The 21,987-nt window shown below is 70.7% G+C and carries 15 protein-coding genes and 1 tRNA gene; 7 read left to right on the top strand and 9 right to left on the bottom strand.

Going from position 1 to position 21,987, the window contains the following annotated elements; all coding sequences use genetic code 11:
- Positions 1–63 precede the first annotated feature (63 nt).
- The gene (locus ASD66_RS03835; protein WP_056685375.1) at positions 64–1,644 is read left to right on the top strand and encodes a metallophosphoesterase; all 1,581 of its coding nucleotides are present in this window, start codon (positions 64–66) and stop codon (positions 1,642–1,644) included.
- Here the strand turns inward: ASD66_RS03835 and ASD66_RS03830 are convergent.
- From ASD66_RS03830 to ASD66_RS03815, 4 genes are all read right to left on the bottom strand, one after another.
- Complete coding sequence (locus ASD66_RS03830; protein ID WP_056685378.1) at positions 1,603–2,817, bottom strand: DUF4032 domain-containing protein; 1,215 nt, start codon at positions 2,815–2,817, stop codon at positions 1,603–1,605. The two genes, ASD66_RS03835 and ASD66_RS03830, sit on opposite strands and share 42 nt — an antisense overlap.
- 86 nt (positions 2,818–2,903) lie before the next feature.
- Complete coding sequence (locus tag ASD66_RS03825) at positions 2,904–4,721, bottom strand: glycoside hydrolase family 13 protein (protein ID WP_082563997.1); 1,818 nt, start codon at positions 4,719–4,721, stop codon at positions 2,904–2,906.
- Between the two features lie 23 nt (positions 4,722–4,744).
- Positions 4,745–5,188, bottom strand: coding sequence for a redox-sensitive transcriptional activator SoxR (gene soxR / locus ASD66_RS03820; RefSeq protein ID WP_056685381.1), 444 nt, complete (start codon positions 5,186–5,188; stop codon positions 4,745–4,747).
- A gap of 57 nt (positions 5,189–5,245) precedes the next feature.
- Positions 5,246–5,321: transfer RNA gene (locus ASD66_RS03815), tRNA-Thr, on the bottom strand.
- A gap of 154 nt (positions 5,322–5,475) precedes the next feature.
- On the opposite strand from ASD66_RS03815, the gene ASD66_RS03810 reads away from it, so the two are divergent.
- Both ASD66_RS03810 and ASD66_RS24885 read left to right on the top strand, forming a co-directional pair.
- A complete protein-coding gene (locus ASD66_RS03810; protein WP_056685383.1) occupies positions 5,476–6,057 on the top strand; it encodes a TIGR03086 family metal-binding protein in 582 nt (193 codons plus the stop codon).
- Between the two features lie 58 nt (positions 6,058–6,115).
- Entirely contained in the window at positions 6,116–6,877 is a 762-nt protein-coding gene (locus ASD66_RS24885) for a hypothetical protein (RefSeq protein ID WP_200949847.1), read from the top strand.
- 153 nt (positions 6,878–7,030) lie between these two features.
- Here the strand turns inward: ASD66_RS24885 and ASD66_RS03800 are convergent, their stop codons facing one another.
- A complete protein-coding gene (locus ASD66_RS03800) occupies positions 7,031–7,570 on the bottom strand; it encodes a DUF305 domain-containing protein (RefSeq protein ID WP_056890073.1) in 540 nt (179 codons plus the stop codon).
- On the bottom strand, positions 7,567–8,418 hold the full coding sequence (gene pdxY / locus ASD66_RS03795) for a pyridoxal kinase PdxY (RefSeq protein ID WP_056685389.1): 852 nt from the start codon (positions 8,416–8,418) through the stop codon (positions 7,567–7,569). The genes ASD66_RS03800 and pdxY overlap by 4 nt, the downstream gene beginning before the upstream one ends.
- 117 nt (positions 8,419–8,535) lie before the next feature.
- On the opposite strand from pdxY, the gene ASD66_RS03790 reads away from it, so the two are divergent.
- Positions 8,536–10,158, top strand: coding sequence for a GMC family oxidoreductase (locus tag ASD66_RS03790; protein ID WP_056890072.1), 1,623 nt, complete (start codon positions 8,536–8,538; stop codon positions 10,156–10,158).
- 4 nt (positions 10,159–10,162) lie between these two features.
- Positions 10,163–11,716 (top strand): succinic semialdehyde dehydrogenase, encoded by a 1,554-nt coding sequence (locus tag ASD66_RS03785; RefSeq protein WP_056890071.1) that lies wholly within the window; start codon positions 10,163–10,165, stop codon positions 11,714–11,716.
- 125 nt (positions 11,717–11,841) lie between these two features.
- Here ASD66_RS03785 and ASD66_RS03780 read toward each other — a convergent pair whose 3' ends face one another.
- Complete coding sequence (locus tag ASD66_RS03780) at positions 11,842–12,621, bottom strand: dioxygenase (RefSeq protein WP_056890070.1); 780 nt, start codon at positions 12,619–12,621, stop codon at positions 11,842–11,844.
- A 129-nt stretch (positions 12,622–12,750) separates the two neighbouring features.
- Between ASD66_RS03780 and ASD66_RS03775 the strand changes: the two genes are divergently transcribed.
- Positions 12,751–13,455, top strand: a complete 705-nt coding sequence (locus ASD66_RS03775) for a uracil-DNA glycosylase (protein WP_056890069.1) — start codon at positions 12,751–12,753, stop codon at positions 13,453–13,455.
- Between the two features lie 75 nt (positions 13,456–13,530).
- Positions 13,531–19,074, top strand: coding sequence for a carboxyl transferase domain-containing protein (locus tag ASD66_RS03770; protein ID WP_056890068.1), 5,544 nt, complete (start codon positions 13,531–13,533; stop codon positions 19,072–19,074).
- Positions 19,075–19,197: 123 nt separating this feature from the next.
- Here the strand turns inward: ASD66_RS03770 and ASD66_RS03765 are convergent, their stop codons facing one another.
- Both ASD66_RS03765 and ASD66_RS03760 read right to left on the bottom strand, forming a co-directional pair.
- Positions 19,198–20,622, bottom strand: coding sequence for a pyridoxal phosphate-dependent decarboxylase family protein (locus ASD66_RS03765; protein WP_056685405.1), 1,425 nt, complete (start codon positions 20,620–20,622; stop codon positions 19,198–19,200).
- Positions 20,619–21,977, bottom strand: coding sequence for an MFS transporter (locus tag ASD66_RS03760; RefSeq protein WP_056685408.1), 1,359 nt, complete (start codon positions 21,975–21,977; stop codon positions 20,619–20,621). The genes ASD66_RS03765 and ASD66_RS03760 overlap by 4 nt, the downstream gene beginning before the upstream one ends.
- Positions 21,978–21,987 lie beyond the last annotated feature (10 nt).

Genomic DNA, 21,987 nt, shown 5'->3' with positions numbered 1-21,987 from the left:
CGGGCCCGCCAGGCCTGAGGGGTTCGCCTGCGTGGGCCTTGGCGGGTCGTTAGGGTCGAAGGCATGGCTGTCGGGAAACGGAACGTGCTGCGTGCGGGCGGCTACGTGCTGGCCTGGCTGCTGCTCGCCGTGCCCTCGGCGCTGGCGATCTTCCTGAGCTCCAGCACCACCGTCACGGTGGCCAGCCACGACGCGACGGTGAGCCCGAGCCTGGGGCAGTACGTCACGATCCGCACCGGGCCGTTCCTGCCCGACGTGCGCCGTGACTCCGGCGGCCCGATCGGCGTCGACATCGTGCTCGGCAAGACCGAGGCCGACTCCACCGAGATGCTGGTCGAGCGTTACGCGTTCATCGCCAGCCAGCCCCAGTCGCAGGTCGCGATCGTGGAACGCGCGGTCACCCGGCTGGTCTGGGACGCCGCAGCGCGCGGCGCCGTCCTCGCCGTGTTTCCCCTGCTGTTGTGGGCGTTGATCGGCAGGCAGCGCCGCACCGAGATCTTCGGTCGTACGCCGAAGCACCTGATCGTGGCGACACTGGCCACCGGCACCACGATCGCGGCCGTGGTGGTGCTGGTCATCAAGCCCTGGCAGACCGACGAGACGAAGGTCGTCGACCAGTCCCAGTGGCAGAGCCTCCAGTCCTACCTGCCGGAGTTCGACGTACCGGCCGAGGCCCGCGACATCGAGGTGCAGGGCACCTTGGCCGCCAGCGGCACCAAGCGGCTGGTGCTCAGCGCGGTCGACACCTACCGCATGAGCCGGGAGTTCTACGACGCCGCGCGCGACAAGGCCGAGACGCTCGAGCTGCGCAGGCCCGGCGAGGACGAGTCCGTGGCGGTGATCGTCTCCGACCGACACGACAACATCGGCATGGACCAGGTGGCTCGTGCCATCGCCGACCGGGCCGACGCGAGCGCGGTGCTCAACGCGGGTGACGACACGTCGACCGGATCGGAGTGGGAGGCCTTCTCCCTGGACTCCCTCGACGACGCGTTCAAGGACTACGACGGCCGGTTCTCCGTGCAGGGCAACCACGACCACGGCACGTTCGTGCAGGGCTACCTCGACGACCTCGGCTGGCAGACCGCGAGCGGCAGCGTGCTCGAGGGACCGGGTGGTGGGCGTCTCCTGGCCTACAACGACCCGCGCTCCAGCGGGCTGGGCACCTGGCGCGACCAGCCGGGGATCAGCATCGACGAGCTTGCGGTCAACATCGCGGACCGGGCCTGTGAGGCGGGCCAGCGCATCAACACCCTGCTGGTGCACGACATCGACATGGGCACGGTCGCCCTCGAGCGCGGCTGCGTCGACCTCGTCATCTCCGGCCACGTGCACGTGCAGGTCGGACCCGACCTGGTCAAGGGCTCCAACGGCGAGTCCGGCTACAACTACACGAACGGCACCACCGGCGGTGCGGCGTACGCCGTGGCCGTGGGCAGCAAGCTGCGCCGTCCGGCCGAGGTCACGTTGGTGACCTACCGCGACGGCCGCCCGGTCGGCCTCCAGCCGGTGACCCTGCAGACCAACGGCGTCTTCGACGTCGGCGACTACCTCCCGCTCACCTACCGGAGTGAGGACACGCGCCAGGTGGGTGCGAACGGCTCAGGTGGGTCCGGCGGCGGGCAGGACCGGGCGCTTCGGTAGCTCGACGGCGATGTAGTCGCGGGCGGTGTCGAAGATGTCCACCTCGTGGCCGGCCGCCTCGGAGAGGAACCACCGGTGGACGAGGATCTCGTGGAAGATCTCCGCCGGCTCGAGACGGCCACGCAGCTCCGGCGGCACCATCGCCTTGATCGGCTCGTAGACCCGCACGAGCCACTGGTTGGCCACGATCTCCGGGTTCTCGCCGGCCAGCCCGAGGTGCGCGGTGTAGGCGGCCAGGTCGTTGAGCAGTCGCCGGGCCTGGTTCTCCTCGACGCTCAGGCCGGTCAGCCCCTGCAGCTCCCGGGCGTGGTGGCCGAGCTCGACGACCTTCGGCTGCAGCCGGTAGCAGTCGCCCTCGGGTGCGGCGACCATCTCGATCTCGTCGACGTCGAAGCCGAGCTCGTTGAGTCGCTCGATGCGCTGCTCGACCCGCCACATCTCGTCGCGGCCGAACTCCTCCGCGCGGGTCAGCTCGGCCCACAGGAGGTCGTAGCGCTCACGCAGCAGCGCGATCACCTCGGCCGGGTCGACGGAGTCCTTCAGGTCGCCGCTGGCGGTGAGGTCGAGCAGTTCGGCGTACACGTTCTCGCAGCCGACCTCGACGTCGTGCTCGCGCATCGCGTCGGACAGGGTCGCCTTCAGCTCGCCGGTCTCGGCGTCGACGAGGTACGCCGAGAACTCGCCGGCGTTGCGACGGAACAGCACGTTCGAGAGCGACACGTCGCCCCAGTAGAAGTGGGTCAGGTGCAGCCGCACCAACAGGACCACCATCGCGTCGATGATCGCCGGGAGCTCTGCTGCGCCCAGCCCGTTGGAGAACAGCCAGCGGTAGGGCAGCGAGTAGCGCAGGTGCCGGGTCACCAGCACCGACGGCAGCGGGCGGTCCTGGTTGTCGGTGCGGCCGGAGATCACGCACTGCGGCTCGACGCACGGCAGTCGCTTGGCGCCGAGCTCCCGGAGCATGCGGTACTCCCGGTTGGCGATCTCCTCCTCGGTCTCCTTGGCGACATACGTGTTGCCGCCCGGACCCGTGGTGATGATGCGCACGACGTGGCGCGAGAGCCCGCGCGGGAGCGGCACCAGGTGCACCTCGTCCCAGTCGGCCAGGGGCTGCGACCAGGGCAGGGGCAACAGCGCAGGATCGGGTCGAGTCGCCACCACGCGCAACGCCATCTGCCCATCGTGGCGGCTCGCCCGCGGGGGCACAAGGTGGTGGTTCCGACACCCGTCCCCGCGACCACCGAACGCCGGGAGGGCGGTCAGAGGGAGATGACCAACGCCCCGGGGCCGTCGGCGGAGGCGACGACGAGGTGCTGGTCCTGTTGGTCGAGGGTGGCCGACCCCGTGGCGAGCAGCACGGAAGAGGCGCGCAGTCCCGTGATCGTGAGCGCCGGTCCCGCGGAGCGGCGTACGACGACCAGCACGTCGCCGTCGGGGTGCTCCCGCACGAACGCCAGCACGTCGTCCTCGACGTGGACCCAGCGCAGGCCACCACGGCGCAGTGCGACGTGCTCCCGACGCAACCGTGAGAGCGCGGAGTAGACGGCCAGGGTGTCGCGGTCCCAGGACTCGGGACGGTGCCACGGCATGGTGCGGCGGGAGTCCTCGCCGAGCACGCCCTCGAGGCCGATCTCGTCGCCGGCGAAGACCATCGGCACCCCGGGCAGGGTGAACTGCAGGGTCGCGGCGACCTGGTGACGCGCGGCCGACCCCGTCACCGTGCGGATCCGCGCGCTGTCGTGGGAGCCGAGGATGTTCCACGACGACGAGAACGTGCGCCAGCCGTAGCGGGCCAGCCACATCCGCATCGAGGCGACGACCTGCGCGCCGGTGCGGGTCGGCACCGGCACGGGAGTGCCGAACGAGCGTGCCGCCGTGTCGTCCGCGCGCAGCCACTCCCACACCGGCCAGGAGAAGCCGGAGTAGTTCATCGTGCCGTGCCACCCGTCGCCGGGCACGTCCTCCGACCCGTCGTGGTTGTGCTCGCCGAGCACCAGCGCATCGTCGCGGATGGCAGTCGCCGTGCGGCGTACGGCGCGAGCCACCTCGTGGTTCAGGTCGACCTCGCGCAGCCGCCCGGTCATGTTGGCGACGTCGATGCGCCACCCGTCCAGGTCGTACGGCGGCAGCAGCCAGCGCCCCACGACCGAGTCGGGCCCTTCGGTGAACGCAGCCCGCAGGGCCGGATCGCCGTGGTTGAGCTTGGGCAGCGTGTGGTGACCCATCCAGGTGGCGTAGCTGCCGTCGGGTTCGAAGCAGTACCAGCTGCGGTGCGGGTCCTGCTCATTGCCGGCCGCCGAGGTGAACCACTCGTGGGTGTCGCCGGTGTGGTTCGTGGTCAGGTCACCGAGGATCCGCCAACCGCGTTCGTGCACCGCGTCGGACAGTCGCACGTAGGCCTCGTCGCCGCCGAGCAGCGGGTCGACCGACTCGAACGTGGAGGCGTTGTAGCGGTGGTTGGACTCACCGGGGAAGACCGGCGTCGTGTAGACGATGTCGGCACCGACCTCGGCGACGTGGTCGAGGTGGTCGGTGATGCCGTCGAGGTCACCGCCGAAGAACTGCAGGGGAGTGCGGGGGTCGCTGCCCTCGAAGACGACGGTGTCGTCCCACCCGGCCGGCGTGGCCCAGGTCGGGGTCTCGCGTTCGTCGGCCGCGCGCGACCGGGCGAAGCGGTCGGGGAAGACCTGGTAGACGACGCCGTCGCGGGACCAGTCGGGCGCCGGGTCGTGGGAGGACAGCTTGAAGTCGAAGGCGTCGGGGACGTCGTGGTCGAAGACCCCGGCCCCGGTCAGCCAGCGTTGGGTGCGGTCAGCGTGCACGAGCAGGAAGCGGTAGTTCATCACCGGGTTGTGCAGGGGGAGTTTCGCCTGCCACCACTGGTGATTGTCGTCCTCGGTCGCTGCGGCGCGCAGGAAGATCGGCTCTGCGTCGGTCGTCGTACGCACCCAGACCTCGGTGATCGCGTCATCGCGGTGGGTCCGGCAGCGGATGCCGACCAGGTCGCCGGGGGCGGGGGACTCGTCGTCGACGTAGAGGGGTGACCCGTCGTGGTGGGGCTCGCGCAGGAGATCCATGGCTCCAGTGTGGCGGGTCGGGCTCACCGCGGCCTGCTGGGCTCCAGGAACACGGCGCCCGGGCCGCGCGGGGCGACGATGTCGTGCGGATTGCTGAGCGCGCAGGTCTTCAGGCTCAGGCAGCCGCAGCCGATGCAGCCGTCGAGCCGGTCGCGGAGCCGCTCGATGCGCTCGATCTGCTCGTCGAGACGGTCCCTCCAACGCTTGCTCAGCCGGGCCCAGTCGGCCTTGGTCGGCGTACGGTTCTCGGGCAGCGTGGCGAGTGCCTCCCCGATCTCCTCGAGGCTGAGCCCGACGGTCTGGGCGCTGCGGATGAACGCCAGCCGGCGCAGGGTCGACTGCGGGTAGCGGCGCTGGTTGCCCGTCGTGCGCACGGACTGCACGAGGCCGCGCGACTCGTAGAACCTGATCGCCGAGGTGGCCACCCCGGCGCGTTCGGAGAGATGCCCGATCGTCCACTGCTTCATGGTGGCTCCAGACTTCAAGTGACCTTCAACTTGTTGTCCATGGTGCCACGGTCGTGGTGGAGCCGCGTGAGAGAATCGAACTCTCGACATTCGCTTTACAAGAGCGATGCTCTGCCATCTGAGCTAACGCGGCGTGCGCCGTCGTGCAGCGCGGCAGGAAGTCTATCTGCTGGTCCGGTGCGTCGTCGCCCAGACCCGGCCGCAGACCCGGCCGCACACCCGGTCGCCCGGCACCGATGAGTTCCGGGCTCTTCGCGGGTCTCACCTGAAAACCACCAGGAGGACACATGCACGATCTCGGAAACGCCACGAGCGCGATGGCGGCCGTCGTCGCCGGAATCCGCGACGACCAGCTCGCCGTACGCACCCCGTGCCCGGCGTACGCGCTCGGTGACCTGCTCGAACACGTCGACGGCCTGAGCCTCGCCTTCGCCATGGCTGCCCGCAAGGAGCTGCCAACCTCGGCCGGCGCGCCGCCCGCGGGCGACGTCAGCAGGCTGGCCCCGGACTGGCGCACCCGCGTGCCGGAGCAGCTCGAGGCGCTGGCCGCGGCCTGGCGGGAGCCCGACGCCTGGACCGGACAGACCGCGGCCGGTGGCGTCGAGCTGGACGGCGAGACGGCCGGACTGGTCGCCACCAACGAGGTGGTCGTGCACGGCTGGGACCTGGCCCGGGCCTCCGGGCAGGAGTTCCCCATCGACGACGAGAGCGTGGCGCGGGCCCGGGCGTTCGTGGCGATGTTCAGCGGACCCGGCACGGAGGGGATGCGCGGTGACGCGTTCGGCCCCGAGGTGGCGCCGCCCGCCGATGCCTCGCCATTGGAGGAACTGGTCGCGATGAGCGGTCGGGACCCGCGCTGGCAGCCCTGAGCGACGTTCCCCGCCGGTGGGCTCCGGCACGCCGGCAGACGGGCCTACGATGGCGGGCATGGCCACACCGCTGCGTCACAAGATCGTGAACAACTCCGCCTCCTACCTGCGCCCCGGCGAGCAGGTGCAGGCGGTCCTGGCCGGGCAGACCATCACCGGGTGGTGGGCCCTGCTCACCTACCTGTTCTTCTTCTGGCTGCGCTACCGCGCGGTCCTGGTGACCGACCAGCGCATCCTCGTCCTCGACACCGGCAGGTGGTCGATGACCAAGCCGAAGGGTGTGGTCGCGGAGCTGCCGCGCAACGTGATCATCGGGCCGGCCAGTGGCCTGTGGTGGAAGTGCCTGACGCTCGGCGAGAAGCTCTACGTGCACAAGCGCTTCCACAAGGACGTCCTCGCCGCCGACACGGCGCTGATGGAGTCGGGCGTCCCGCCGCAGCAGATCCCGCTCGGCGGCCACGCGCAGTCGCAGGGGCAGCAGTCGCAGGGGCAGCAGTTCCCGGGGCAGGACCAGTGGCAGGCGCCGGGGCAGCACTCCGCGCCCCAGGGTCAGCAGTGGCCGGCGCCGCAGGAGCAGTACGCCGCACCGCAGGACCAGTGGCCGGCTCCGCAGCAGCAGTGGCCCGCGCCGGGCCCGCAGGGCGCACCGCAGGACCAGTGGCAGCAGTGGCCCCCCGCCCCCGGGCAGCAGCAGTGGCCGGCTCCGCAGCAGGCGCCCGAGCCGCCGGCCCCGAAGAAGGCCGACCCCTGGCAGTCGGGAGAGCTCGACGAGCCCGACTTCGACAACCGCACCCGGATCCGCCCGCGCCCGGAGGAGTGAGCCCGGACTGAGCCGTCCGGCGCTCCGAACCCTGCCGCGTCCGGCGGACCGTGGAACATGCAGTTCGGTCGCTGAGGCGCGGCTCTCACGCTCAAGGACGGACGTGGAAGCCCGACCTGCATGTCGGACGGTCCGCGTGAGCCCCGGGAGCGCCTAGCCCAGGGTGTCGAGGGCGGCCTGTGACTGGCGCTCGGCCGCCTCGGCGAGCTCGCCGGCCGACGGATCAGTGCCGTCGTACGCCGAGGCCGCGGTCGTCGTACCGTCCAGTGCGGCGCGGAGCAGCTCGGTGAACGCCGTGGCGAAGTCGTCGCCGGACAGTTCCTCCAGGCCGTGGATGTCGTCCTCGGTCGGCGTGCCCTCGAGGTCGGGGGCGTCCGCCTCGATGCCGTGGTCGACCCCGTGGTCGCGCACGGTCACGGGCACGTCGGCGCCCCACTCGGCCAGCAGGTCGGCCGAGGTCTCGATGCGCGCCGTGACGTCGGCGCGGACCGTCTCGACCGCCGTCGAGGTGGTCGTGGGCAAGCTCTGGCCGAGGGAGGCGTCGAGCAGGTTGAGCAGCGCCGCGTCGCGGTGCATCAGCTCGGTCGCGAAGGCGGCGCGGTCGGCGCTGCCGTCCTTGGCGTCGGAGTCGTCGGACGAGCAGCCGAACAGCAGGAACGCCAGCAGGCCGGTGACGAGCAGGCGGAACCTCATCGCACCCGACGTACGTCGAACTGCGAGGCAGGGTTGGCGATCGACTCCTGGCCGAGCACGATCTGGAGCTCGCGTTCACCGGAGTCGATCGTCGCCTGGAGCACGCCGAGCACCGACGACGCCGTGGCGCCCAGGGCGTACGCCGGGTCGCCGGTCGTGCGCAGGTGGGCGGTGAACAGGGCGGCGGTGAGGTCGCCGGACCCGTTGGCCTTCAACGGCAGCCGCGGCGTCTGCACGATCCACGCCCCGTCGTCGGTGACCGCCAGCATCTCGAGGGTGTCGGCGGGCGCGTCGGGCTGCTCGACGCTGGTCACCAGCACGGTCGAGGGGCCCATGGCGCGGGCCAGGTCGACAGAGGCGAGTGTCTCGTCCAGGGAGAGTGGCGAGGTGTCGGTGAGGAAGCCGAGCTCGAACTGGTTGGGCGTGATCAGGTCGGCCGCGGGCACCACCCGGTCGCGCAGCAGCGGCGGGATCGCCGGGTTCACGAAGCAGCCGCTCTTCGCGTTGCCCATCACCGGGTCGCACGCGTAGATCGCGGCGGGGTTGGCCTTCTTGACCCGGGCGACGGCGTCGAGGATCACGTCGCCGATCTCCTCGCCGCCCTGGTAGCCGGACAGCACCACGTCGACCTGGTCGAGCACGCCGCGTTCCTCGATGCCGGTGATGACCTCGCGCACGTCGTCCGCGGCGAGCATCGGCCCACGCCAGGCGCCGTACCCGGTGTGGTTGGAGAAGTGCACGGTGAACACCGGCCACACCTCGTGGCCGAGGCGCTGCAGCGGGAAGACGGCGGCGGAGTTGCCGACGTGGCCGTAGGCGACCGAGGACTGGATGGAGAGGATCTTCACCGGCACATCCTCCCATCCGGATTGGCGTACTCAAGGTACGGAAACCCCTTCCCGGCGAAACTAGAACTTGTTACAGTCGGCTGTCGGGCGAGATCGAACACATGAGGGTGGAGAGCGATGGCCAAGCAGGGGAGCGTCAACGAGGCCGAGTACGTCGTGGTGGGCGCCGGGAGTGCCGGATGCGCCGTGGCGGGTCGGCTCGCCGACGCCGGGCACAGCGTCGTACTCCTCGAAGCCGGCGGCTCCGACAAGTCGATGATGTTCCGCAAGCCCGGCATGATCACGATGATCCATGCCGAGCCGAAACTGAAGGCGAAGTTCGACTGGGGCTACTACAACGCCCCGCAGGAGCACCTCAACAACCGCCGGATCCCGGCCACCCGCGGCAAGCTGATGGGCGGCTCGAGCTCGGTCAACGGGATGATCTTCGTGCGCGGCAACCGGGCCGACTTCGACTCCTGGGCCGACGAGGGCAACAAGGGCTGGTCGTACGACGACGTGCTCGAGACCTACAAGAAGCTGGAGAACTGGGAGGGCGGCGCCGACGACTACCGCGGCACCGGCGGACCGGTCCAGGTGATCGAGAACCACGACATCACCGACGCGGCGAAGTCGTTCGTGCAGGCCGGCGAGGCTGCCCTCGGGGTGGCCAGCACGCCCGACTACAACGGCGCCGAGCAGTCCGGCATGCACGTCATCCAGGAGTCGACCCGCGACGGCGTCCGCTACTCCGCGTCCCGCGCCTACGTCACCGACAACGCCTCGCCCGGCCTCTCCGTGCAGACCGGCGCGACCGTGGCACGTGTGGTGATCGAGGCCGGCCGGGCCACCGGCGTCGAGGTGATCGAAGGCACCTCTCGGCGCACGATCCGGGCCACCAAGGAGGTCATCGTCAGCGCCGGTGCCTTCGGATCGCCCCAGATCCTGCAGCTCTCCGGCATCGGCCACGCCGACCACCTCGCCGGCTTCGGCATCCAGGTGCACGCCGACCTTCCGGTGGGTGACAACCTGCACGACCACCTGTTCGTGCCGACCACCTGGCACGTCACGAACTCGCCGCACAAGGGCAACGCCTTCTACTTCGGCAAGGGCATCCTCAAGGACCGGCTCAAGCCCGGCCGGACCTTCATGGCCCACTCGGTCTTCGAGTCCGGCGCGTTCGTGAGCACGTCGCTGGCCGAGGGTGGACCCGACATGCAGCTGCTGGCCCTGCCGTGGTCCTACCCGGCGCCCAACCAGGACGCCCCGGTCCGGATGAAGCCCGACCAGCGCACGTCGTGGAGTGCGTTCTCGACGCTGATCCAGCCGAAGTCGCGCGGCACCCTGCGGCTGGCCAGCGCCGACCCGACCGTCGCGCCGATCATCGACCCGCAGTTCCTCGCCGAGCCTGACGACCTCAAGGTGCTGGTCGAGGGGCTCGAGATGATCCGCGAGATCATGCACCACCCATCGATCGCCGCCACCGTGAAGGGTGAGTACGAACCCGGACCGGCGTACGACGGCCAGAAACTGGTCGACGAGGTGCTGAATCGGGCCACGACGGTCTACCACCCGGTCGGCTCGTGCCGCATGGGCGTCGACGACCGTGCCGTGGTCGACCCCGAGCTCAAGGTGGTCGGCATCGAGGGCCTGCGCGTCGCCGACGCCTCGATCATGCCGACCATCATCCGCGGCAACACGAACGCGCCGTCGATCATGATCGGCGAGAAGGCCGCCGAACTCATCCTCCAGGGAGCCTGACGCCATGAACCGACCTGTCTCCGTCACCGATGCCTTCCTCCAGCAGCTCGTCGCTCGGGTGCCCTCGACCTCGGGCGGCACGTGGAAGCTGACCGAGGTCTACACCGGCGAGGTGCTGGTCGAGCTGCCCCAGTCGACGCCCGACGACATCACGGCGGCCTTCGAGGCCTCTCGCCGCGCGCAGGCGGAGTGGTCGCAGTGGCCGTTGAAGAAGCGGCTGAAGGTCTTCAAGAGGTTCCACTCGCTGGTGCTGTCGCGCAACGAGACGATCGTCGACCTGATCCAGGTCGAGAGCGGCAAGGCTCGACGGATGGCGTTCGAGGAGACCCTCGACATCCCGATGGTGGCCGGCTACTACCTCAAGCGCGCGGCCAGGCTGCTGGCGCCGAAGAAGCACGCCGGCCCGGTGCCCGTGGTGTCGTCCTCCCTCGAGGTGCGCCAGCCCAAGGGCGTCGTCGGCATCATCGCGCCGTGGAACTTCCCGTTCGCCACCGGCATCTCCGACGCCATCCCGGCCCTGATCGCGGGCAACGGCGTGGTGGTCAAGCCCGACAACAAGACCGCGCTCTCGCCGCTGTACGGCGTGCAGCTGCTCGAGGAGGCCGGGCTGCCGCGCGGTCTCTTCCAGGTGGTGTGCGGCGAAGGTCCCGACGTCGGGCCGACATTGATCGACAACGCCAACTACGTGATGTTCACCGGCTCCACGGCCACCGGGCGGGTGATCGGCGAGCGGGCCGGGCGCAACCTGATCGGCTGCTGCCTCGAGCTCGGCGGCAAGAACCCGATGATCGTGCTGCCCGACGCCAACCTTGACGACGTGGTCAAGGGTGCCCTGTTCGGTGCGTTCGGCAACACCGGCCAGATCTGCATGCACATCGAGCGGATGTACGTCCACGACTCGATCTACGACGACTTCAGGTCACGGTTCGTCGCGGCCACGGAGAAGCTGCGGGTGCGGGCGACGTACGACTTCGAGGCGGAGGTGGGCTCGCTGGTCTCGGTCGACCACAAGAACCGCGTCGCCGCGCACGTCGAGGACGCCGTCGCCAAGGGCGCCGTCGTGGTGACCGGTGGGCGCGAGCTGCCCGAGGTGGGGCCGGCGTTCTACGCGCCGACGATCCTCGAGGGCGTCACCAAGGACATGCTGGCCGGCGTCGGCGAGACGTTCGGGCCGGTCGTGGCGCTGCACCGCTACTCGTCGGAGAACGAGGCGATCGCGCTGGCCAACGACACCGACTACGGGCTGAACGCCTCGGTGTGGGGCGGCGACATCGACCACGCGACCAGCGTCGGCCGGCGGATCCACTCGGGCAACGTCAACATCAACGACATCCTCGCCACGGCGTACGCCTCGAAGGGCACGCCGTCCGGCGGCGTGAAGCAGTCGGGCGTCGGCGCGCGTCACGGAGACCAGGGCCTGCTGAAGTACACCGACGTCCAGAACGTCGGCATCCTGCGCAAGCAGGTGATGGGCGCGCCCGACGGCATCCCGTTCGAGAAGAACGTCGATCAGCAGATCAAGGGCCTGGCCATCATGCGCAAGCTCCGCATCCGCTGACCCTCGCTCGCGAGCAGGCGCGTGGGTGCGGGGGTCTCGACCCGCCCGTCTCGAGCTCGTTCCTCGCTCGAGGGGCTTGCTCGACCTGGCCTGACTGCGCGTTCGCTCGTTCCTCGCGACCCCGATCAGGCCAGCTCGAACGAGCGCTTCGACAGGCCCATCCAGTAGCCGTCGATCCTCTTGTCCCGCGGGTCGTCGGCATTGCGCGAGGCGCCGAGCGAGATGAACAGCGGGATGTAGTGCTCGACGGTCGGGTGCGCGTAGGGCATGCCCGGCGCCTTCGTCTTGTACGCCGCCAGCTCGTCGATGTCACCACGTGAGAGGGCCTCGGCGGCCCAGAGGTCGAAGTCCTTGGACCATCCCGGTGCGGCGGCCTCGATCGACCAGTCCTTGAGGAACGGCAGGCCGTGGGTCAGGAATCCGGAGCCGATGATCAGCACGCCCTCGTCCCTCAAGGGGCGCAGGCGCTCGCCGAGCTTGAGCAGCTTGTAGGGGTCCTCGGTCGGCAGCGACATCTGCAGGACCGGGATGTCGGCGTCGGGGTACATGATCTTCAGCGGCACCCACGCGCCGTGGTCGAGCCCGCGGCTGCGGTGCTGGTGCACGGGCTCACCCTGCGGCATCATCGCCGCGACGCGCTTCGCGAGTGCGCTCGCGTCGGGCGTCGCATAGGTCATCTGGTAGTACTTCGGCGCGAAGCCTCCGAAGTCGTAGACCAGCGGCACGTTCGACGCGGTGAGACTGACCGGCGCGGACTCCCAGTGAGCACTCACGATCAGGATCGCCTTGGGGCGCGGCAGGTCGCGCGCCCAGGACGCGAGCTCACCCGCCCAGACCGGGTCGTCGAGGAGCGGGGGAGCGCCGTGGCCGATGTAGAGCGCCGGCATCGTCATCGTGGAGTCCATGTCCCTCACAATAGTTTAACCTTCAACTTTATTCCACCCCTCTTTCTGGACAGTCCCCAACGTCTGGCACCTCTCCCTGCTCGAATCGGGTGTCAGACGTGGGGGACCATCTCGGTAGGGTCGGGAGGCATGAGCGTGTTGTCGGGGTTGGTCGAGAAGGGGCTCGTCGCCGAGGACTGGGCCGCTGCCCTGGCGTCGGTCGACGACCAGATCGCCTCGATGGGGCGGTTCCTGCGCGAGGAGCTGGCGGCCGGGCGTCCCTATCTTCCGCACGGCGATCACGTGCTCCGCGCGTTCCAGCGCCCGCTCGCCGACGTACGCGTGCTGGTCGTCGGCCAGGACCCCTATCCCACGCCCGGCCATCCGATCGGGCTGAGCTTCGCGGTGGCGCCCGACGTACGACCGATCCCGCGCAGCCTGACCAACATCTATCAGGAGCTGCACACCGACCTCGGCCTCGAACCTGCCGCCCACGGAGACCTGACCGCGTGGTCCGACCAGGGCGTCATGCTGCTGAACCGGGTGCTGACCGTGCGCCCCGGCGAGGCCGCGTCGCACCGCGGGCGGGGCTGGGAAGCGGTCACCGAGTGCGCGATCCAGGCGGTCGTACGCCGGGGAGGGCCGCTCGCCGCGATCCTCTGGGGCCGTGACGCGCAGTCGCTGAAGCCGATGCTGGGCGCCGTGCCGTGGGTGGAGTCCGCTCACCCGTCGCCCCTGTCGGCGCACCGCGGTTTCTTCGGGTCGCGGCCGTTCAGCCGGGTGAACCGGATGCTGGAGGAGCAAGGTGGCCGGGCGGTGGACTGGAGGTTGCCGCAGGTCGCTGCGGCGATGTGACTGGTTCGTAACGTTCAACCCGTGGCAGCCTGCGGACGTGCACACTGTGCGCCACCGTCACCAGGGAGGTCTGCGTTGCTGACTCGAATCGCTGTCGTCAACCGAGGAGAGGCCGCGATCCGGCTGATCCGTGCCGTGCGAGACCTCAACGCCGAGGGCGGTGCCCAGCTCACCACGATCGCCCTCTTCACGGACGACGAACGGTCAGCGATGTTCGCGCGCGAGGCCGACGAGGCCTACGGCCTCGGCCCCGCCTCCGCGCGCCCCTACCTCGACCACGCGGTCCTGGAGCGCGCCCTAGTCGAGACCCGTGCCGACGCGGTCTGGGTCGGCTGGGGCTTCGTCGCCGAGGACCCCGCCTTCGCCGACCTCTGCGACCGGCTGGGCATCACGTTCATCGGCCCGTCCGGTGAGTCCATGCGCAAGCTGGGCGACAAGATCGGCTCGAAGCTGATCGCCGAGGAGGTCGGGGTGCCCGTAGCCCCCTGGAGCCGCGGCGGGGTGGACACCCTCGAGGAGGCGCTGGCCTCCGCCGAGCAGGTCGGCTACCCCCTGATGCTCAAGGCCACCGCCGGCGGTGGCGGCCGAGGCATCCGCAAGGTCGAGAACCCGGCCGACCTCGAGGACGCCTACCAGCGCACCCGCGACGAGGCCGAGCGCGCCTTCGGCAGCGGCGTGGTCTTCCTCGAGCGCCTCGTGACCGGCGCCCGCCACGTCGAGGTGCAGCTGATCGCCGACGGGCAGGGTACGGCGTGGGCGCTCGGCGTACGCGACTGCTCCGTGCAGCGCCGCAACCAGAAGGTGATCGAGGAGTCCGCCTCCCCGCTCCTCGACGAAACCCAGGTCGCCGAGGTCAAGGAGTCGGCCGAACGCCTGGCGCTGGCCGTCGGCTACCGCGGCGCCGGCACCGTCGAGTTCCTCTACCACCCCGAGACGCGCACCTTCGCGTTCCTCGAGGTCAACACCCGGCTGCAGGTCGAGCACCCGATCACCGAGGTCACCACCGACGTCGACCTCGTCAAGGCGCAGCTGCACGTCGCGGCCGGTGGCCGCCTGGAGGGCGAGCGCCCGGCCGAGGTCGGCCACGCCGTCGAGGCCCGGCTCAACGCCGAGGACCCCGACCGCGACTTCGCGCCCTCACCCGGCCGCATCGCCCTGCTGGAGCTGCCCGCCGGCCCCGGCATCCGGGTCGACTCGGGCGTCGCGGAGGGCGACACGATCCCCGCCGACTTCGACTCGATGATCGCCAAGGTGATCGCCTACGGCCGCACCCGTGCCGAGGCACTCGCCCGGCTGCGCCGCGCCATGGCCGACACCACCGTCGTGATCGAGGGCGGCGCGACCAACAAGAGCTTCATCCTCGACCTGCTCGACCAGCCCGAGGTCGTCGACGGCAATGCGATGGTCGACGGCAGCGCGGTCGGATGGGCCGACACCGGGTGGATCGACCGGGTCCGTGCCGAGGGCCGGCTGGTCGCGCACAAGCACTCGGGAGTGGCCCTGGTGGCCGCGGCGATCGAGGCCTACGAGGACGAGGAAGCGGTCGAGATCGCCCGCCTCCTCGAGACCGCCCGTGGCGGTCGCCCGCAGGTGCAGCACACCGTCGGACGGCCGGTCGAGCTCAAGCTGCGCGGCACCGTCTATCGAGTCACGGTGGTGCAGACCGGTCCCGAGACCTATCGGGTGACCGTGGCGCTCGGGGACCAGTCCGAGACGTTGACGGCCTCCCTCGACCGGCTCGACGAGTTCCACGCCCGGCTCACCATCGACGACCAGAGGTTCCGACTGGTCAGCGCCACCCACGGCCCGATGCACCTCGTCGAGGTCAACGGGGTCGCGCACCGGGTCAGCCGTGACGAGGGCGGCGTCGTACGCTCGCCGGCGCCGGCGCTGGTCGTGGCCACGCCCGTCCGTGCCGGCGACGTGGTCGAGGCCGGTACGCCCGTTCTCGTGCTCGAGTCCATGAAGATGGAGACCGTCCTCCACGCCCCCGTCGCCGGGACCGTGAAGGAGCTGCTGGTCACCACGGGCTCACAGGTCGAGACCGGCGCGCCGCTGCTCAGGCTCGAGCCCGACGCCGAGGCCGATGCGGCTCCGGCCACCGCGGCTCCGGGCGAGGCTCCCGGCCTCGACCTGCCGGTCGCCCGTGGTGAGGTGACGCTCGACGAGCGGGTACGCCGGGGTCTCGCTGACCTGAGTGCCGTCCTGATGGGCTTCGACCTCGACCACAGGGCCGACCGTGCGGTGGTCGACGACTACCTGGGCGCCCGCGAGGCATTCCGTGCCGAGGGTGGCGACGTGCTGACCGACGAGCTGGCCCTGCTCGCCATGTTCGCCGACTTCGCCGAGCTCAGCCGCAACCGGCCGGCCGGGGAGCAGCTGCACACCGAGCTCCGGGTGCACAGCTCGCGTGAGCACTTCCACACCTACCTGCAGAGCCTCGACGTGGAGCGCGGCGGCCTGCCCGACGAGTTCCGACAGCGCCTGATCCGTGTGCTGGCCCACTACGGGGTGGTCGACCTCGACCGTACGCCGCAGCTCGACGAGGCGGTCTTCCGGATCTTTCTCTCCCAGCAGCGATTCGCCACCGACCTCGCGCTGGCCACGTCGCTGCTCGAGCGCTGGATGGCCGAGCCTCCGCCGGCGACCGAGATCGGCGCCGGCGTGCGCGAGCTCCTCGACCGCCTGGTGCGTGCCACGCAGCTCCGGTTCCCGGTGGTCGGCGACCTGGCCCGCAGTGTGCGGTTCCGCTGGTTCGACCAGCCGGCCGTCGACGCCGAGCGCGCCGGCGTACTCGCGGCCGGGCGCAACGAGGCCGCAGCGCTGGCCGCGGACCCGGACCTCTCCGATCGCGACGCCCGCCTCGACGCCCTGGCCGACATCCCGGAGCAGATCGTCGGGTTCCTCGCCGAGCGGCTCGAGAAGGGCATCCCCGCCCACGAGCCGATGCTGGAGGTCCTCTTCCGCAGGCACTACCGCGAGTACGACCTGCACGACGCCCGGCCGGTCCACATCGACGACCGCCCCTGCGCGGTCGCCGACTACACGCTCGACGGACGCCCCACCCACCTGGTCTCCACCGTCGGACACGTCTCGGAGCTCGTCCCCGGCAGCGGACTGGGCGACGCCGTCGACCAGCTGGTCGACGGGGGCGGGGACGGCGTGGACGTCGTCGCCGACCTCTACCTCGGCTGGGCCGACGCGCCGGCCACCCCCGACGCGATGTCGGCCGAGCTGGGTCGCCTGGTCAACGCGCTCTCGTTCTCCGCCGCCGTACGCCGCCTCGTGATCGCGGTGTGCCCCGGGTCCGGCCGTCCCGTGGAGTACTTCACCTTCCGGCCTGCCGAGGGCGGAGCCGTCGAGGACACCCTCGTGCGCGGCCTGCACCCCATGGTCGCGCGCCGCCTCGACCTGTGGCGCCTGCGCAACTTCCACGTCACCCGCCTCGACGCCCCCGAGGACGTCCTGCTCTACGAGTGCGTGGCGCGGGAGAACACCCAGGACCGGCGCCTGGTGGCGCTGGCCCAGGTGCGCCAGCTCGCCATCATCCGCGACGACGAGGGCCGGGTGATCGCCGTACCCCATGCCGAGCGTGCGGTCGAGAACTGCCTCGAGGCGATCCGTCGGGTGCGCACCTCCCGCGGGGCCGCGGGGAGCAAGCTCGACGTCAACCACGTGTGGGTGCAGGTGTGGCCGGTGGTCGACGCCGACGTCGACCAGCTCACCACCCTGCAGGGCAAGATCACGCCGCTCACCGACGGCGCGGGCATCGAGGAGGTCGTGGCCCAGGGCCGCATCGCCGGGCCCGACGGGCAGGCGACCCCGGTCGCCATCCGGTTCCACGCCCGGCCCGGGTCCGGCGTCACCGCCTCGATCGAGCCGCCGCCCACCGAACCGCTCAAGCCTCTCGACGAGTACGCCGGCAAGGTGCTCCGGTCGCGTCGCCGCGGAATGGTCTACCCCTACGAGCTGACCGGAGTCCTGGCCGGCAACGGCGGAACCCTGGTCGAGCACGACCTCGACGAGAACGGTGTGCTCGTTCCGGTCGACCGCGCACCGGGCCTGAACAAGGCCGGGATCCTCGTGGCCGTGGTCACCACCCCGACGACCCTGCACCCCGAGGGAGTCACCCGCGTGGTGCTCTGCGGTGACCCGACAAAGGCGCTGGGAGCGGTCTCCGAGGCCGAGTGCGCGCGGCTGATCGCGGCGATCGACCTGGCCGAGCAGATGCAGGTCCCGGTCGAGTGGTTCGCGATCTCGGCAGGCGCCCGCATCTCGATGGAGTCCGGCACCGAGAACATGGACTGGGTGGCCGCCGGCCTCAAGCGGATCATCGAGTTCACCCAGGCGGGCGGCGAGATCAACATCGTGGTCGCGGGCATCAACGTCGGCGCCCAGCCCTACTGGAACGCCGAGGCCACGATGCTCATGCACACCAAGGGCATCCTCGTGATGACGCCCGACAGTGCCATGGTGCTGACCGGCAAGCAGTCGCTCGACTTCTCCGGAGGCGTCTCCGCTGAGGACAACTTCGGCATCGGCGGCTACGACCGGGTGATGGGCCCCAACGGCCAGGCGCAGTACTGGGCGCCCGACCTGGCCAGCGCGTTCGGTGTGCTGATGGCCCACTACGACCACACGTACGTCGTACCCGGTGCCTCGGGTCCGCGGCGTGCGCCGAGCAACGACCCGGCCGACCGGGACATCACGTCCTTCCCGCATTCGGCACCCGGGAGCGACTTCGCGACGGTGGGCGAGATCTTCTCCGCGGCGACCAACCCCGACCGCAAGAAGGCCTTCGACATCCGGACCGTCATGCGGGCGCTGGCCGACCAGGACCACCCGACCCTCGAGCGCTGGGCCGGCATGGCCGACGCCGACACCGCGGTGGTGCAGGACGTCCACCTCGGTGGCCATCCGGTGTGCCTGCTGGGCATCGAGTCCCGGCCGGTGGCACGACGCGGCTTCCCGCCCACCGACGGCCCCGACACCTACACCGCGGGCACGCTGTTCCCCAGGTCGTCGAAGAAGGCGGCCCGGGCGATCAACGCCGCCAGCGGCAACCGGCCGATGGTGGTGCTGGCGAACCTCTCCGGCTTCGACGGCTCACCCGACTCGATGCGCAACCTGCAGCTCGAGTACGGCGCCGAGATCGGGCGGGCCATCGTCAACTTCGACGGTCCGATCGTCTTCTGCGTGATCTCGCGCTACCACGGTGGTGCCTTCGTGGTCTTCTCCAAGCGGCTCAACCCGCGGATGACCGTGCTGGCGATCGAGGGTTCCTACGCCTCGGTGCTGGGTGGCGCCCCGGCCGCGGCCGTGGTCTTCGCCGGCGAGGTCGACAAGCGCGCCGCGGCCGACCCGCGAGTGGCTGCCCTCGAGGAGCGGATCGGCGAGGCCTCCGGCACCGACCGTGCCGGCATGGTGCTCGAGCTGGCGACGTTGCGGGCCGAGTTGCGGGCCGAGAAGATCAGCGAGGTCGCCGCCGAGTTCGACGGTGTCCACGACATCCACCGCGCCGTTCGCGTGGGATCGGTCGACGAGGTCATCTCCGCCGCGCAGCTGCGGCCGAAGATCATCGAAGCGATCGAGAGAGGCGCCCGAGCCGGCAGTTGTTGATGCGCGAGCCGTCAGTTCTTGCGTCGCGAACCTGCGATTCTTGATGCGCGAGCCGGTAGTCCTTGCGGTCCGGCAGACCGCAAGGACTGCCGGCTCGAACCGCAAGAACTGCAGGTTCGTGGGTCAGGGGACAGGGCGTTGGAGGCGGTCGAGGAACGCGATCAGCAGGGCCTCGCGCATGGCGGGGGAGGCCACGTCGAGCATGGCGTTGACCTCGGCCATCCGCGCAGGCAGGGCCAGTGAGCCGTCGTCGGACGCGCTGACCAGCCCCGAGGCGGCCAGCAGTCCGTCGAAGTCGTCGTCGGACAGAGTCGTCGGGTCGAGCGCGGCGATGAAGGCCACCACCTCGGGGTCGACCGACACAGGGCCAGCCGTCACCGCGGACTCGACGGCCGCCTTCAGTGCTGCGAGGAAGTCGTCGACATGGGCCAGGGTCGCCGCCGAGACCGACAGGTGGATCGTGGCCGGCGCGTCGGCGTACGACATCTGCGGCTGGACGTACCACCCGGCCGCGGCCATCTCGTCGCAGACCGTGAACGGGTCGCACGCGTCGGTGCAGGCCAGCGCGACCAGCGTCGAATCCGGCTGTACGACGACCCGCAGCTCGGGGATCGACGTGATGCCTTCGACGATCCGGTCGACCGCGGTGAACACATCCTCGGCCAGGCGCAGGTAGCCGTCGTCGCCGATCGACTGCACCACGGCCCACGCCGCCGCCAGCGGGCCACCCGACTTGGTCGACTGCATCGTCGAGTTCAGCATCGTGTAGCCGGGCCAGTCCGCCGAGGCGAAGTACTGCGCCTTGCGCAGCGCGGGCGTGCGGTGCAGCAGGATCGACGTGCCCTTGGGTGCGTAGGCGTACTTGTGCAGGTCGACCGAGACGCTGGTGACCCCGTCGACCGCGAACGTCCACGGCGTCACCGGCCGCCCCAGCCGGGCGGCGTACGGCAGCACCCAGCCGCCGATGCAGGCGTCCACGTGGCAGCGCACGCCACGGGCCGCGGCAGCCGCCGCGATGTCGGTCACCGGGTCGACCACGCCATGGGCGTACGACGGTGCGCTGGCCACCACGAGGACGGTGCGGTCGTCGATCGCAGCGGCCATTGCATCTGCGTCCGCGCGGAAGTCGGACGTCACCGGGACCACGACGGCTTCGACCCCGAAGTAGTGGGAGGCCTTGTGGAATGCGGCATGTGCGGTGGACGGCAGCACCATGCGCGGGCGCTCGACGGACGGGTTGGCGTCGCGAGCCGCCTGCACGGCCAGCAGCACGGACTCGGTGCCGCCCGACGTCACGGAGCCGACCACGGACGGTGGTGCGTCGAGGAGGCCGCAGGCGAAGCCGACCAGCTCGTTCTCCATGGTGAGCAGCGACGGGAAGGCGGTCGGGTCGAGACCGTTCGAGCCGGCGTACGCCGCGACCGCGGCCCGGCCGACCTCGTCGACGTCGGGCAGTCCCGAGTCGTAGACGTAGGCCAGGGTGCGTCCGCCGTGGACCGGGAGGTCGCCGGCCTGCAGGGCGCGGAGGCGGGCGAGGACGTCGGTCATACGGGCTCCTGGGAGTCGGGTGCGGTCTCCTCGATCGAGGGGACCAGCAGTGTGGGGTCGCCGAGCGAGTAGCGCGAGAGCCACCACAGCGATGCGAGGGTCAGGGCAGCCGGCACCAGTGAGAAGCCGAGCACGATCGCGGTGACCGCCGAGTCGGGCTGATCCACGTCGCCGGAGGTCGAGGAACGGTAGTCGCCGGCGGCCAGCATCAGGGCGAAGAGCCCCGGTCCGAGAGCGAGCCCGAGCGTCTCGGCCGCCGTCCACACGCCGGTGAACACCCCGACCCTGTTGGAGCCGGTGCGCAGGGCGTCGGCCGCGGCGGCGTCGGGCAACATCGCCATCGGGAACACCTGGGCGCCGGCATAGCCCACGCCGATCAGGCCGGTGGCGGCGAACACCACGGCGGCCGGGGCCTCGCGGGACACGATCGCCAGCAGCGCGCCGGCGGCCAGCACCAACGACGCCGCGACATATCCCTGCTTCTTGCCCACCCGGGTGCCGAGCCGCGCCCACAGCGGCGTCAACAGCAGTGCCGGCCCGACGAAGCAGACGAACAGGATCGTCGACGCGCCCTGCCACTCGAGCACGTCGCCGGCGAGGTAGTCGACGCCGGCGAGCATGCAGCCCGTGGCCAGTGCCTGGAGGACGAACGTGATCAGCAGGAGCCTGAAGTCCCTTGCCTGGCTGACGATTCTCAGCTGGTCGGCCAACGACCCGGCGCCGGCACTGACCTCTCGATGGGGCGCGTTGCGGGTGCCGACGTACGTGCCGACGACACCGATCGCGATCAGCACGGCCATCACCACGCCCATCACGCGGTAGCCGTCACGGCCGCCGATCGCGTCGCGGATCAGCGGCGCGGTCGCACCGGCGAGCATGATCGTGAACGCCAGGATCGCCACCCGCCACGACATCAGTCGCGTGCGTTCGTCGTACGAGTCGGTGATCTCGGCGGGCATCGCGACGTACGGCACCTGGAAGAAGGCGTACGCCGTCGCGCAGCCGAGGAAGCAGACCAGCACCCACAGCGCGTCGAGACCCTGCGAGCCGGACGACGGCCCCGCGAAGAGCAGCGCGAACGCCACCGCGAGGGACAGGCCACCGCGTAGCAGCCACGGACGCCGCGGGCCGCGCGGGTCGTCGGTCCGGTCGCTGATCCGGCCCGCGACGGGGTTGAGGATCACGTCCCACGCCTTCGGCAGGAACACGATCAGTCCCGCGTAGAGCGCGCCGATGCCCAGGCTGTCGGTCAGGAACGGCAGCAACATCAGGCCCGGCACCGTGCCGAACGCCCCGGTCGCGACCGAGCCGGTGGCGTAGCCGACGCGTACGCCGCGGGTCAGGGGCTCGGACATGTCCGAACAC

Source organism: Nocardioides sp. Root151 (genome assembly GCF_001427925.1).
Taxonomy (GTDB): Bacteria; Actinomycetota; Actinomycetes; order Propionibacteriales; family Nocardioidaceae; genus Nocardioides.
Note: the sequence above shows the minus strand (reverse complement) of the source record. Positions and strands in the feature narration are given on the sequence as shown.